Source organism: Thalassotalea agariperforans (genome assembly GCF_053470345.1).
The window spans coordinates 1-14,053 of record NZ_JBQMWH010000018.1; the positions used below are offsets into that span (position 1 = coordinate 1).

The window sequence follows — 14,053 nt, forward strand, 5'->3', positions numbered from 1 at the left end:
TAAATCGCATTCGTTTAACTTGTTGCTTCGACTGACTTGAAAGCCTTGCCCGAAGCGAGATGCGCATTCTACGCAACTCAGTTTTGTTGTCAACAAGTTTTTGAATCTTTTTTGAAAGAATTTTTTAACAACCTTTCAAAACGTTTTCTAAACTTATCTCTCAGTTAAATCTCTTATTCAGACAACTTAACTGTTCAAAACCGACCTTTCGTCATCCTGACTCGGTCTAATTGGTATTTCCTATACTTAAACCTCTTGGGCTTGTCCCGAAGAAGTGGAGCGCATTTTAGGGAGTTTTCAAAAAGGATCAAGCTTTATTTGTAATTAATTTGAAATAATCGCTCATTTGCTGCTTTTTTACTCAAAACGTTGCTTTATCGAGCTTTTCGAGCAAATAAGATAGTATTATTGTCGATCTATTACGGTAAAGATTGAGTATTTCTTTCAGTAAACGGTATTTTTAAGATCATATATTATCTTTTATGATCTAATCGTTATAATTTATTAAGTACATATAGTAGAGATCTGTTTGTTCAAAGATTTATTTCTTAATATCACACTAAAGTGTTGCACAATGTTGAAAGCTGGGTAACATAGAATTTGCGATTTCTTTATGTAATAAAATAATAATTAGGTTAAATAAATATGAATTCTTCTCAAATATCCAAAGTTGTTATCGTTTCTGCCGTGTTAGCGGCAATTGGCTTTGCTTTAACGTCGACAGTTATTTCTGCTAGTCCTTTAATTGTCGCAATTATGATCTTTGTTTCAAGTTTTGTTGCCGCCAATACAAGCAGCAATACTACTGAAACAAGTGAAGCTGATGCGGATGTAAAAACATTATATGTGGGTAATTTACCTTACCGTGCAAATGAAGCTGCAATCCGTGAATTATTTTCTTCATACGGTAAAGTTCATTCTGTTCGATTAATGAAAGATAAACACACAGGTAAGCGCCGCGGTTTTGGTTTTGTTGAAATATCAGCAAAAGATGCAGACAGCGCCGTTACTGCATTAAACGATCAAGAGTTTCAACAACGTACCTTAAAAGTTCGTGAAGCGAAAGAGCGTCCAGAAAAAACCGACGAAAACTAAACTTTAGTTAATAAATAACTTTATTTTAAAACCGCTAACTAGCGGTTTTTTTTCATTTAAATACTGACGGTTAAATTAGCAAAGTAAATTATTGATTAATATTGCCAGTAAACACTAGACAAATAGAGTACCCGCGCTAAAATCTGCCCCCTTTATTGTTCTTATAATAGGTAAAACCATGTTTAGTCATATTGATCCCACTGTTTATGATCAACAATTACACGAAAAACAACAGGCAATGGTTTCTCTATTTGAGCAATTTAACGGTCCTGATTTTGAACTTTTTAGCTCAGAGCCATTAAACTACCGACAAAGAGCTGAGTTTCGCGTATGGCATCAAGATGATGACCTTTATTACATAATGTTTAATAGTGAAACCAAGCAAAAATTTCGTGTTGATGACTTTCCTGTTGCCAGCCTTCTTATCAACCAAGCTATGAAAGCATTAATTCTCGCGATTAAAGATAATCAAATACTAAGAGAACGTTTATTCCAAGTTGATTTTTTAACGTCATTAAGTGGTGAGTTATTGATTAGCTTGCTTTACCACAAGCAATTAGATGATGTTTGGCAAGCACAAGCGCTGCAATTAAAAACAGCCCTGTCAACAATTGCCCCCGTAGATATTATCGGCCGGGCACGTAAACAAAAAGTGATCCTTGATAAAGACTTTATTACTGAAAATCTTAATGTTGGGAATAACAGTTATATTTATCAACAAGTAGAAAACAGCTTTACGCAACCAAATGCAAAAGTTAATGAAAAAATGTTGTTATGGGCGCAACAAGTTACCCAAGGTATAGGAGGGGATTTAATCGAGCTCTATTGTGGTAACGGTAACTTTAGTATTGCTTTAGCCGAAAACTTTGAGCGTGTTTTAGGAACTGAAATTTCAAAAACCTCAGTTAATTCAGCGCAAGTAAATATCAAAGCGAATAACATAAAAAATATTGATATTGTCCGTATGTCGAGTGAAGAATTTAGCCAAGCAATGAACGGAGAAAGAAAGTTTAGACGTTTAGCTGATTTTGATTTAACTGCTTATAATTACGATACGGTATTAGTAGACCCACCAAGAGCCGGTTTAGATCCTGACAGTGAAGAGTTAGTTAGTCGATTTGAGCGTATTGTTTATATTTCGTGTAACCCTGAAACATTAAAAGATAATTTAGTTACTTTAACTAAAACCCATAAGATTGAAAAGTTTGCTCTTTTTGATCAATTTCCATATACCCATCATGTAGAAACGGGTGTTTATTTAACGCGAAAGTAACCAGTCAGCCAATACTATAAAATACGCGCTAAGATGATTAGCGCTTTTTATGATTAATTCGAGCACTAAATTCAGCGGCACCGCGGGCAATAAACCTAAGTTGCTGAATAATACTTTCAACTAATTGTTCCCTTTCATTACTCTCTATATCAAGAGCGTCTGCCCCAGCATTAAATACAATAGTTACAGCAGCATTGGCTTGTAAATAAGCGATCTCTGGCTCTAATTGATTCGCACGTTGTAAATAATCGGTTAGTTCAAGCGTAAAATAACGGATCTCTCGGCTAACGGCTGCACGAAAATCAGCGGATGTTCCTGAGCGCTCACGTAATAACAAACGAAAAATATTGGCATTATTTTCAATGAATTCCATAAACGTAATCACTGAAATTTTAATAACAGAGCCGCCTTTTTCAATGCGTTGTCGTGCTTGTCGCATTAGTTGTCGAAGCGTTAAACCTGCTTCGTCAACCAGTGTTAAGCCTAGTTCATCCATATCAGAAAAATGACGATAGAATGAAGTAGGTGCAAGGCCGGCTTCTTTAGCAACTTCTCGTAAACTTAAACTCGAAAAACTTCGTTCAGCACTTAGCTGACCTAAGGCAGCATCAATAAGTTGACGACGTGTTTTTTCTTTTTGTTGGGCGCGAATACCACTCATGAGTTAACACTATCCTGAAAATAAAACTAACATTATCAAACGACTTAAATTATTTATAACGTCGATAAGCAGATGATTCAGCAAGTATCATACTCAATCAATGTGCGTTTGTCAGGTTAAGCTAAAACTAAATTAACTGATGAATATTTCACAATGCTGCTTGACTGAATTATTTGGCCAGCTAAAATAGCGAACAAGTGTACACTGAAATTATTATCGTAGAATGAAATGAACAAACCCAAAATATTATGGTTAAACGTGAGTGTTTTTATTATTACCTTTGCCGTTGCGGCTATTGCCGTTCCTTACCGAGCCATTACCCATGGGTTTGAAACCAATGAATTAATAGCTGCCCTGATCTGTTTTATTTATTGTGGTATGTCAATTACCGTTGGTTATCATAGATTATGGTCCCATAAAACCTATCAAGCGCATTGGAGCTTACGTTTAATTTGTGCTTTAGGCGGCGCTTTTGCATTACAAAACAGCGCTTTGCATTGGTCTTCAGATCATCGTATTCATCATAAACATGTTGATAAAAATGGCGTTGACCCTTATTCAGCAAAACGCGGTTTTTGGTTTTCACATATCGGTTGGATGCTAAGAAACTATCAACCCGAGCGTTATAACAACTATGATAATGTTCGTGATTTACAAAAAGATGGTATTGTTATGTGGCAGCATAAACATTATTTATTACTATCTATCGCAATGAATTTTGGCGTACCTATTCTTTTTGGTTTATATACTGGTGATGTAATCAGCAGTTTAATTTTATTAGGCTTTATGCGCTTAGTATTAAATCATCACACCACGTTTTTTATTAACTCACTAGCGCATATTTGGGGTAAACAAACCTATACCGATAAAAATACCGCGCGTGACAATGGCCTATTAGCCTTTTTAACCTTTGGCGAAGGTTATCATAATTATCACCATATCTTTGAAAACGACTATCGTAATGGTATTCGCTGGTATCAATTTGATCCGAGTAAATGGCTAATTAAATTGTGCTCGTTGGTCAAGATCACCTCAAAATTAAGAACAGTGTCTGATGATAAAATTGAAAAAGCCAAATTAGCGATGCTCTTAAAAATTAGCCAAGAAAAATTGACTTCGCACCCTGACGCGGAAAAGCTCTCAGAAAAACTGCAATCGGAATACGATAAGTTGATCATCAAGCTCAATGATTATTATCTGGTAAAAAAAGAACTTTTACTTGCTAAAAAAGAGCAATTGTTAAGTGACGTAGAGCATTCTGAATTACTAAAACAATATAATGAATTGAAAGAAAAATTTAATTCTCAAAAACGCGACTGGCAACTATTAACACAACAGCTCGCTTAATCAGCTCTTTTATCTGACTTTAAACCCCAAATGCGATTGTTATTTATTAATAAAAATAAGAACAATCGCATTTTTTGCTATTCATCATCTAAATATCGATTATTCTAAGCGGATAAAAACTTACCTACACCTTTAAATCCTGCTAAGATTTCTGTCATCAACACGGACCTAAGGTGACACCATTGACTAAGCAAAAGAAAACACCAACTGATACTCCAAAAATTCAATATGATTACGATGCTATCGTCATAGGTACTGGCCCTGGTGGCGAAGGTACGGCGATGGAGCTAGCCAAAAAAGACAAAAACGTCGCGGTTATTGAACGTTATAAATCTGTTGGTGGTGGCTGTACCCATTGGGGCACCATCCCATCAAAAGCATTACGTCAATCAGTCAGCCGATTAATTGAATACAATTCAAACCCGTTATTTTGTGGTGACAATGATGCAAAGCATTTAACTTTTCCTGAAATATTAAACCACGCAGCCTCTGTTATTAGTAAACAAGTTAAGCTTCGTACGGGGTTTTATAATCGTAATCGTGTGACCAATTACACAGGTGAAGCTTCATTTGTTGATGCTCATACTATACAAATAACTAAGCCCGATGGTACCAGAGAACAAATTACAGCCGCACAAATTGTTATTGCAACCGGCTCTCATCCTTATCGCCCAAGTGATATCGATTTTAACCACAGTCGTGTGTATGACTCAGATACCATACTATCGCTAAAACATGATCCTCGACATATCATTATTTATGGTGCTGGTGTTATTGGGTCAGAATACGCCTGTATTTTTAAAGGGTTAGGGGTAAAAGTTGATCTAATTAACACCCGCGATCGCTTATTATCTTTCTTAGATGATGAAATGTCTGACTCACTCAGCTATCACTTATGGAATAATGGTGTAGTCATCCGTCACGGCGAACAAATAGACCATGTTGAAGCGTCTGATGATGCTGTAGTTGTGCATTTAGAATCAGGCAAAAAAATGCGTGCTGATTGTTTATTATTTGCTAATGGTAGAACCGGTAATACCGCTGATTTAAAACTTGAAAATGCCGGTTTAACTGCTGATGGCCGTGGTCAATTAAAAGTTAATAATAAATACCAAACCGAGGTTGACAATATTTATGCTGTTGGTGATGTGATTGGCTACCCGAGCCTTGCCAGTGCTGCTTATGATCAAGGTCGTTTAGCGGCTTCTGCGATGACAGATCACCAAAGTACCGCCAAACTAATCGTAGATATTCCAACCGGTATTTATACTATTCCTGAAATTAGCTCTGTTGGTAAAACCGAGCAAGAACTTACCGAAGCTAAAATTCCTTATGAAGTTGGACGATCACAGTTTAAACACTTAGCACGAGCGCAAATTGCTAATAGTTTAGTTGGCTCATTAAAAATATTGTTCCACCGCGAAACCAAAGAAATATTAGGTATTCACTGCTTTGGCGAAAATGCTGCTGAAATTATTCATATCGGCCAAGCGATTATGGAGCAAAAAAATGGCGGCAATACTATCGAATATTTCGTGCAAACCACCTTCAACTATCCAACCATGGCTGAAGCCTTCCGCGTAGCGGCACTTAATGGTTTAAATCGTTTATTTTAATTTATTATCATTAAAATAAACGAATAAAAAAGCCCTGTTGAAGTTATTTCAACAGGGCTTTATTGATTAGAATCGAAAGCAATAAAATTAATGCGTTGAATTTTTACTTTTGGCTTGTGCTATTAACTCTATCGCCAAAATAGTAACCGGCGTGCCCCATTGCTGAATGGTATTAACACTTGCATTTTCGGCTTTAAAACGAATTTTCGCTCCCGCTTGATAATAAGCTTCAGACAAATTTAACGGCAGTAACTTTTCACCAGTTGCTGAAATAATGCCATAAAATCCGCCTTCAAATTGCATAAAGACCAGTTCACCTTGCTGCCATTGATTTACTTCCCGCATGGGTTCTTTTGTAACTTCTATACTTTTTGTGATTTTTTTCTCAGCTGTAACCGTACTAGCTGTAGCTTCAACATTAGCATTGCTATCTGAAACATTATCGGTTTGGCAGGCGGTTAATAAACCAAGTGAACATAACAGGGTTAATCGTTTTAACATTATCATCTCCACTTTGGTTTTGCAGATTAAAAACTTACTTATGGTAAGGCTTACTTAAGCGATGCACTGACTCAATAAAATGGCCAGCATGTTCAGGATTAACATCAGGATGAATACCATGACCTAAGTTGAAAACATGGCCAGTACCATCCGAACCAAAACCTTTTAAGATAGTAGCAACTTCTTGTTCAATACGCTCAACTGGCGCATATAACATTGACGGGTCCATATTACCTTGAAGAGCCACTTTATCACCAATGCGAGCTTTAGCATCTTCAATATTTATAGTCCAATCAAGGCCAACGGCATCACAACCAGTCGCAGCAATACTTTCTAACCACATACCACCATTTTTAGTAAATAAGGTAACCGGCACTTTACGACCTTCATTTTCACGAGTTAAGCCATCAACAATTTTAGCCATGTATTGTAATGAAAAGTCTTTATAATCACGTGGTGATAACACACCACCCCAAGTATCAAATACCATCACAGATTGAGCACCGGCAGCAATTTGGGCATTTAAATAAGTGATCACAGAATCGGCTAACTTATCTAACAATAAATGAAGTGATTGCGGGTCTGCATACATCATTTTTTTAATTTTTGTGAATGCCTTAGTACTACCACCTTCAACCATGTAAGTGGCTAATGTCCACGGACTACCTGAAAAGCCAATTAACGGCACGCTACCATTAAGCTCTTTACGAATAGTTCGTACAGCATTCATCACGTAACCTAACTCATCTTCTGGATCAGGAATACCTATTTTTTCAATATCAGCTCTTGATTGAATAGGTCGCTGAAATTTAGGTCCTTCACCGGTTTCAAAATATAATCCCAAGCCCATCGCATCAGGAATAGTTAAAATATCGCTGAATAAAATTGCGGCATCTAAAGGAAAACGACGTAATGGTTGAATAGTTACTTCACAAGCAAGTTCAGCATTACGACAAACCGACATAAAATCGCCAGCATCTTTACGAACTTCACGATATTCAGGTAAATAACGCCCCGCTTGACGCATCATCCATACCGGCGTGTAATCAACAGGTTGGCGTAATAAGGCTCGTAGGTAAGTATCGTTTTTTAATTCAGTCATGCTTGCTAGGTCTCTAATAAATTCTGGCTGCATTCTATCACTGGCAAAAACTTTGATCTATGTTGAAGATCAAGTTATGCCCAGAATATTTCAGCGTTTTAATTTTTTGCATCTTAGCAATAAAAATAAGCTATATTAAAAAAGTTAATAAATACACATTATAAGAATAATAACAATATGAAAAGTAAATGGAATTTAGTGATCCACGACTGCTGCCAAAGCACCGTAAATATTTGGGTTGGCACCCTTTTCCCTGACTTACGTAAACCCGAACTTTGTTCGGTAGTATTGTTAGATAATAACCTTCAACAAGTCGCTTGCGCCGATATCACAAGACAAGATTGGTTACGCCCATTTAGCCGAGTGAATGACCGTTTTTATCAATTGATCAACTTTCCCCATTTAAATGCAAATACCACTTACCAAGTACAGTTTATTCGCCGAGCACAGCAAATAGGTAGCATTACTTTAAGCGAAAAAATATTAGCTTCCGGCAGTTTTAAAACCTTACCGGCACAACTGTCACAAACTCAACCTTTTGTTGTGGCAATGGGAAGTTGTTTTTATAACGAAGGTGACAATGGTGATGCCTCAGGTGCTTATACCGAACTTTATTTCAACGGTGATGCTATTAATAAACCTGACGTGAAATTTTTAACGGGTGATCAAGTTTATTTAGATATTGGTTTAGATTCATTATCACCTGTTCCGTGTGAAGTTAGAAAACGCATTGCCGATGATTATGCCGCAACTTGGCAAACACAACGACAAATGTTACGTCACGGCGCCACATGGTTTTTAGCCGACGACCATGAATATTGGAATAACTATCCTTATACTAGCGGGAAAAACCCGTATTTATGGATGTTAACCGCCTTTAACAATATTCGTAGCGCCTGGACTCAAACCGCTAGCAGTGCCGTTAAAAACGTACAACAAATACGTTTATTTCGCAGTTTCAATTTAGCGAATGATCTCTCGGTTTGTTTTGTTGATCTTAGAAGTCAGCGTGATAAAGGCAATAATCCGAAAAAGATGTTACCCAATAAAACCTTTAAACAACTTATTACTTGGGCAAAGTCGTTAACCTCTCCTGGTGTGATTGTATTACCACAGCCATTGTTAGTACATAAAGGTGGTGAATTAGACTGGAATTTAGCTAATTATAGCGAGCAATATCAAACCTTATTACAAGCATTAAGCTTCAGCGGTCATGATATTGTTTGCTTAACCGGCGATGTTCATTTTGGCCGTATTGCCAAAGTAGAGTTTGGTGAGCAAGGGGCAATATTGCATGAGATTATCGCCTCGCCAATGTCAAATTTAACCGGCTTAGATGGTAAAGTTGCGGCCAGCTCCCCTGAAAAGTTACTAAAATTTCCAACAAGCGCTATATCAGGAGTACCAATACGCAAAGTGCAATATGAAAAAAGCTGGGCTGTTGGCACCCAAAAGGTTAAATTTTTACGCTTTTTTTCATATAAAAAAACCAAAGAACATTTTATGACCTTAGCATTTAATAAAACGGCCGATAATAACGTAAAAATATTAGTGCAAGCTTGGCGTATCAGGGAACGTTATAAAAACACAGGTTTGCCAAAAGCCGAGTTTAAGCAACATCATGAAATTATCTTAAAGAAACAAGCTCAGCAATAACAAAAGCTGCTCGTAAATATTGACCACTGCCGCAGCTAACAGTATATTCTGTGTGCTGGCCAATCACTTAATTTCATTAACTTATTGAGCTAATTCTTTTTCTTCTATTGATTGTGGTATGGCTAAAAATGAAAGTCTTTTCAATACTATTACTGTTTATTTGTGCACTGTTAGGTTATTTATTGTTTGCCGACGAACAACTTGATGATGGCATTGCCGATTTAATTCAACAATATAATAACGAGCACCTAGTTGAGAATAACGGCAGTATTTTTCAATTAGGTATGTGGTCAGAGATCAGTGAAGATCCTATGCAAATTGGCTTATGGCGTTTATCACAATACCAAAACGCATTAAAAAAAATGGCCGACGGCTCCCAAGAGCTTGATTATCAAGACTATCCAGAAGAGTTATTAATTAATAACTTATATACGATAGAAAACATTCCCAATTTATTATGCGATTTAAAAGATCCGAACTGTCTCGAATATATTTACCTTAACAGCGAGCTGATCGCTGACATTGTTACGCCTAAAATCCTTTACATTGAACGTTATGATCAACAAATGACATTTAAGGATTTTAGTTTATACGAAAAACCGAGTTATTATTTACCCGTGCCAAGCTTTGGTCCAAGCGAAACTATTTTACAATTAAAACTACTGCAATTAATTGAAGAGTTTAAGGCTGAACAGTATCAATCAACCATACAAGCGCTCACTCAATTAGTTAATTTCCATAAACGTATTCTCGCTCAAACACCTTATATGGTGCCTAAAATTAAAAGCTTAGTGGAACTAGAAATGGTATTAAATACCACCGCTTTTTTAGTCAGCAAAACCCCTCAGCCACAATTAAAGTTATGGCAACCAACTTTAGCGGCATTTGCACCGCTAACAAAAGCACAGTTGTCGATGGATAAACAATTTTTCCATGAGTTTGTCGCTCAAGTAAATGCATTAGCAGACATTAATCTTGACGATTACAACCTTAATGAATACGACGAAAGTTTACCTAAATTTTTGAATTTATTGCCGACAAAAGTGCTCTATAAAAAAAATAAAACCATTAACATGCTGTACCAATGGATGACTTCAAATCAAGGCTTAATGTCATTAGAAAATAATCACATTACCACCAAAGCAAAAAGCAAAATGGAAGATATTTTGACATTTGATTATCAAAATCCAATGGGGTCAATGTTAGCAATTTCGATGGCGCCTAAATTATTAAACCTTGAGCCTTTTCTTTACCAACTTAATGTCAAACAACAAATGCTTAATTATTTATTTTTAGCAAAAATAAAAGCAGAACAACTAACCCCCTTTTTAAGCCCATTCACACAAGATCCCGCTTATTTTTCTGAGCAGCTATTTTGTATTACAACCAATAAAAATAGTGAAAGTGATATTTGTATTAGTCAGCTATAAATAAAATTAGCTGGCTAATTAAGAAAAGTATGATTCGGTAAAAATAAAAAATATTAATAACTTTTTTATCACTATGAACACCATAAAAACAGCTTAGTATTAACTCTCTCAATAGTTAATGCTTGTAATTTTATGATTATTTTTGACGCTAGCCCTTTTTTCTCTAACTATAAAATAGTCATGTCATAGCTAACCTTACTAATTGAAACAACTACCTTTTTATTTCGTTTGTTAAACAATCTTTTTTTATTGAAATTTTAATTAGTCAAACTTGGTCACATATTGATATATCACTCAAGTTATTCCATCGGAAAAACACATCAAAAACAAGCTATTATACGAATATTGTCGTGGTGTAATTGCTCTATTAAAGTTGTTGCTTCATTAAAATAGCTTTGTTATAAAATACCCGCGCTAGAAAAAAGACAACTAAAAAGAAGCTAGTTTTAACTAGACCATACAGCGAGCACTTCAAGCCTTAACTTCGGTTAAGGCTTTTTTATTACCTAAAAAATGGCAATAAAAAAGCAGACAATGCCAATGTAGACTTTGTCTGCTGTTGATATTTACGTTGATAGCCCGTAATAAGGCTAACCCTGCTAGTTGCTTATTCTGACGCTTCTTTTGTTTTTAAAGCTTCCGATAAACCTACAACAATATTATCACCCCATAACTGCATGGCATTTTTCATACCGCCGTACACTACGGTCAACTCTTTTTGCCCTAAACTTTTTTGATAAAAACTCATATACTCAGCCAGTTCCTCATCGCTAACGTCACGGTAAATGTAATACGACATTAACACCATTTGCTGGCTCATCGCTTGTGACATCATGGCACGTACTTGTTTTACTTGTTGCTGAATTTGTTCTTCGCTCACTTGTTTTTCCGGCATCGCTGCTTGCATACCTTTAAACATATTGGCAACAATGCTCACCGCAATATCCGTGGCATTTTCAGCCATTTTAGTTACAGAAACTAACTCTTTTATCGCAGCCATTCTAGCCGGTGTTGGTGGGTTAGACTGTAAACTTGCCATATAGAGCATGAGTTCTTGTTGTAAATCAGGGCTGGTTGCCGCTAATTCTGACGCTTTAATGCGTTTTATCAACGGGGTATTTAACCAAGATAAAATTTGTGTCATTTCTGCCGATGTCATATTGTTTTGAATATATGAGATAAGCTCCTGATTAACTTTTTCTTCTTGCCACGCCTCTAACAATACAGAGATAACGACACGATCTTTTTCAGGATCAGCAGAGGTTAATTGCATTTGTTGTGACATCATTTCGACCTGTGCTGGCATACCTTGAATCGATGCTTTTATGCCCGACAGTTCAAGATATGAATACACTTCACCATCACTTATTTTGCTATCTGCATAAATAAATGGGCTAAAGATCAAAGAAATAAAAAAGAAATATTTAATAAAAGATGAGTTTTTTTGCATTGTTATGTCCTTTAACATGATATTTAATCGGTATTGAATAATACTCAAAACGCAGTGTAATCTATCTAAAAAAATAAGTTGACTACTTTTTACACTTATTCGTAACCAAACATTTAAAAGTGACTAAATTGAAAAAATCCGCGGTAACATTCTCTCTATTTATAGCAATCTGTTGTTTATCATCCTATTCTTTTTCGGCGAATGCCCTTGATAAATTTGCTCACCAAGTCGTTTGCCAACTCGCCTATAATAATTTACCGTCGGCACAACAACAAAAAATTGAGCAGTTGTTAACGTTAATTCCTAATCTGCATCAAAAGTTGATTAATCGCTATAACCATCAAAAATCAAATGCTTCGATCAATTTTGCCAAAGCATGTACTTGGGCTGACGCCATTAAAAAGCTACCCGAATATAATAAATACAAATCGTGGCATTATTTAAACGCGGCAAGAACAGCTCAGCATATTAATCAAAACACCTGCGATAAAAATTGTATTACCCACGCTATCATTATTCATAGCCAACAACTACAACAAGCTCAGCAATGGTCAAAAACTCAGGCATTGATGTTTTTAGGCCATTGGCTTGGTGATATTCATCAACCTTTGCATGTTAGCTTTGCTAGCGATTTAGGAGGTAATAAAGTGAAAATTACCAGTACCAGCAAATGTAATAACTTACATTGGTATTGGGATGAATGTTTATTAAAAAATGAAGGTTTAACTTTTAATGACAAACTTAAGCAATTACAAAAACAGTGGCAACAAACGCCAGCGTTATTATTAAAGCAAACGGTTGACAAAAACGTAACGGCTAGCTGGGCGGACGAGTCTTTTCAAATAATACAACAAGCCAGCTTTCAATATTGTCGTAGCCACGGCATTAGTTGCCTCCCACTAAAGCAAAAGGTGGTGATAAATTCAGATTATGATCAGCACTATTTGCCAATTTATAATGTGCAATTATTAAAAGCGGCCCAGCGCTTACAGTCGCTATTGATGCAGTACCTGTAATAGCATTTATCTATGGACCGTAAATCTAAGGCTAATTTCATTAAATTATTGCTCACTTGTGCAGGTTAAAATATTTAGGCATAAAAAAAGCGAGTATTAAACTCGCTTTCATTAAGTAATTAACAATTAGCTAATTATTTAGCATCACCAACTTTTGCTGGCTCAGCTGCTTTTTGAATTTCTAACAATTCAATTTCAAATTGTAAAACTGAATTACCCGGGATGCGTGGTGGGTTACCATTTGGCCCGTATGCTAGATCTGATGGAATGGTAAATTTGTACTTAGAACCCACAGACATCAACTGTACACCTTCAGTCCAACCAGGAATAACACGGTTTAATGGAAATACAGCTGGCTGACCACGGTCATAAGAACTATCAAAAGTTTCACCATTTAAGAAAGTACCTTTATAGTGTACTGTTACTGTGTCTGTCGCTGCTGGCTTATCGCCTTCGGCTGCCGTTAACACTTGGTATTGAATACCTGATTCAGTTACTTGTACACCTTCAACTTTGGCATTATCTGCTAAAAACTTTTCACCTTCAGCTAATGCCGCTTGCGTTTTTTCTTCATTCAAAGCTTGTTGTTTTTCTTTTAATGACGCTTCCATTGCCATTAATACAGTACGCACTTCATCATCTGTCATTAACGATTTATCCGCTAAACTATCAGTAAAACCGCTGATGATATAAGCTGCATCTAAAGGTAAGCCTAATTCTGCTTGCTTTTCTAAGTTGCCTTTCATGTATGTGCCAATTGAAGAACCTAAACTATACGATTGCTTTTGTTGGTCTGATTCTAAGGTTAATGGCGCTGTTTCTTCTTTTTTAGCTGCTTCTTGACAACCAAAAACTGACACTAAGGCCACTGCTACTAATGTAGGCTTTAAAAAATTCATCTACTTC

General features: G+C 36.2%; 12 protein-coding genes. 7 read left to right on the forward strand and 5 right to left on the reverse strand.

Features of this window, described 5'->3' with window-relative positions; genetic code table 11:
- Positions 1-645: 645 nt before the first annotated feature.
- Positions 646-1,095: an RNA-binding protein gene (locus tag ACSLUO_RS16110; protein ID WP_448250082.1), complete on the forward strand. Its 450-nt coding sequence runs from the start codon at positions 646-648 to the stop codon at positions 1,093-1,095.
- 178 nt (positions 1,096-1,273) lie between these two features.
- Positions 1,274-2,368, forward strand: a complete 1,095-nt coding sequence (gene trmA / locus ACSLUO_RS16115; protein WP_448250084.1) for a tRNA (uridine(54)-C5)-methyltransferase TrmA — start codon at positions 1,274-1,276, stop codon at positions 2,366-2,368.
- 37 nt (positions 2,369-2,405) lie between these two features.
- Here the strand turns inward: trmA and fabR are convergent, their stop codons facing one another.
- Entirely contained in the window at positions 2,406-3,029 is a 624-nt protein-coding gene (gene fabR / locus ACSLUO_RS16120; RefSeq protein WP_448250085.1) for an HTH-type transcriptional repressor FabR, read from the reverse strand.
- A gap of 228 nt (positions 3,030-3,257) precedes the next feature.
- Between fabR and ACSLUO_RS16125 the strand changes: the two genes are divergently transcribed.
- Together ACSLUO_RS16125 and sthA are read left to right on the forward strand one after the other, a co-directional pair.
- On the forward strand, positions 3,258-4,376 hold the full coding sequence (locus tag ACSLUO_RS16125) for an acyl-CoA desaturase (protein WP_448250086.1): 1,119 nt from the start codon (positions 3,258-3,260) through the stop codon (positions 4,374-4,376).
- Positions 4,377-4,558: 182 nt separating this feature from the next.
- Entirely contained in the window at positions 4,559-5,992 is a 1,434-nt protein-coding gene (gene sthA, locus ACSLUO_RS16130) for a Si-specific NAD(P)(+) transhydrogenase (protein WP_448250088.1), read from the forward strand.
- Positions 5,993-6,079: 87 nt separating this feature from the next.
- On the opposite strand, the gene ACSLUO_RS16135 is transcribed toward sthA, so the two are convergent.
- Both ACSLUO_RS16135 and hemE read right to left on the reverse strand, forming a co-directional pair.
- The gene (locus ACSLUO_RS16135; protein ID WP_448250090.1) at positions 6,080-6,493 is read right to left on the reverse strand and encodes a hypothetical protein; all 414 of its coding nucleotides are present in this window, start codon (positions 6,491-6,493) and stop codon (positions 6,080-6,082) included.
- Positions 6,494-6,527: 34 nt separating this feature from the next.
- A complete protein-coding gene (gene hemE / locus ACSLUO_RS16140) occupies positions 6,528-7,595 on the reverse strand; it encodes a uroporphyrinogen decarboxylase (RefSeq protein WP_448250181.1) in 1,068 nt (355 codons plus the stop codon).
- A gap of 177 nt (positions 7,596-7,772) precedes the next feature.
- Here hemE and ACSLUO_RS16145 point away from each other — a divergent pair, with 177 nt between their 5' ends.
- Together ACSLUO_RS16145 and ACSLUO_RS16150 are read left to right on the forward strand one after the other, a co-directional pair.
- Positions 7,773-9,251, forward strand: a complete 1,479-nt coding sequence (locus ACSLUO_RS16145; RefSeq protein WP_448250092.1) for an alkaline phosphatase D family protein — start codon at positions 7,773-7,775, stop codon at positions 9,249-9,251.
- 128 nt (positions 9,252-9,379) lie between these two features.
- Positions 9,380-10,681 carry a hypothetical protein gene (locus tag ACSLUO_RS16150; protein WP_448250094.1) on the forward strand — a complete coding sequence of 434 codons (1,302 nt, stop codon included), beginning with the start codon at positions 9,380-9,382 and terminating at the stop codon, positions 10,679-10,681.
- Positions 10,682-11,288: 607 nt separating this feature from the next.
- On the opposite strand, the gene ACSLUO_RS16155 is transcribed toward ACSLUO_RS16150, so the two are convergent.
- Positions 11,289-12,131 carry a DUF2059 domain-containing protein gene (locus tag ACSLUO_RS16155; RefSeq protein ID WP_448250096.1) on the reverse strand — a complete coding sequence of 281 codons (843 nt, stop codon included), beginning with the start codon at positions 12,129-12,131 and terminating at the stop codon, positions 11,289-11,291.
- Positions 12,132-12,259: 128 nt separating this feature from the next.
- Between ACSLUO_RS16155 and ACSLUO_RS16160 the strand changes: the two genes are divergently transcribed.
- Positions 12,260-13,147, forward strand: coding sequence for a S1/P1 nuclease (locus ACSLUO_RS16160; RefSeq protein ID WP_448250097.1), 888 nt, complete (start codon positions 12,260-12,262; stop codon positions 13,145-13,147).
- A 134-nt stretch (positions 13,148-13,281) separates the two neighbouring features.
- On the opposite strand, the gene fkpA is transcribed toward ACSLUO_RS16160, so the two are convergent.
- The gene (gene fkpA, locus ACSLUO_RS16165) at positions 13,282-14,046 is read right to left on the reverse strand and encodes an FKBP-type peptidyl-prolyl cis-trans isomerase (RefSeq protein WP_448250099.1); all 765 of its coding nucleotides are present in this window, start codon (positions 14,044-14,046) and stop codon (positions 13,282-13,284) included.
- Positions 14,047-14,053: the final 7 nt, after the last annotated feature.

Coding starts and splice junctions, on each gene's coding strand:
- ACSLUO_RS16110 (WP_448250082.1), top strand. CDS start 646: ATGAATTCTTCTCAAATATCCAAAGTTGTTATCGTTTCTGCCGTGTTA.
- trmA (WP_448250084.1), top strand. CDS start 1,274: ATGTTTAGTCATATTGATCCCACTGTTTATGATCAACAATTACACGAA.
- fabR (WP_448250085.1), bottom strand. CDS start 3,029: ATGAGTGGTATTCGCGCCCAACAAAAAGAAAAAACACGTCGTCAACTT.
- ACSLUO_RS16125 (WP_448250086.1), top strand. CDS start 3,258: ATGAACAAACCCAAAATATTATGGTTAAACGTGAGTGTTTTTATTATT.
- ACSLUO_RS16135 (WP_448250090.1), bottom strand. CDS start 6,493: ATGTTAAAACGATTAACCCTGTTATGTTCACTTGGTTTATTAACCGCC.
- hemE (WP_448250181.1), bottom strand. CDS start 7,595: ATGACTGAATTAAAAAACGATACTTACCTACGAGCCTTATTACGCCAA.
- ACSLUO_RS16145 (WP_448250092.1), top strand. CDS start 7,773: ATGAAAAGTAAATGGAATTTAGTGATCCACGACTGCTGCCAAAGCACC.
- ACSLUO_RS16150 (WP_448250094.1), top strand. CDS start 9,380: ATGAAAGTCTTTTCAATACTATTACTGTTTATTTGTGCACTGTTAGGT.
- ACSLUO_RS16155 (WP_448250096.1), bottom strand. CDS start 12,131: ATGCAAAAAAACTCATCTTTTATTAAATATTTCTTTTTTATTTCTTTG.
- fkpA (WP_448250099.1), bottom strand. CDS start 14,046: ATGAATTTTTTAAAGCCTACATTAGTAGCAGTGGCCTTAGTGTCAGTT.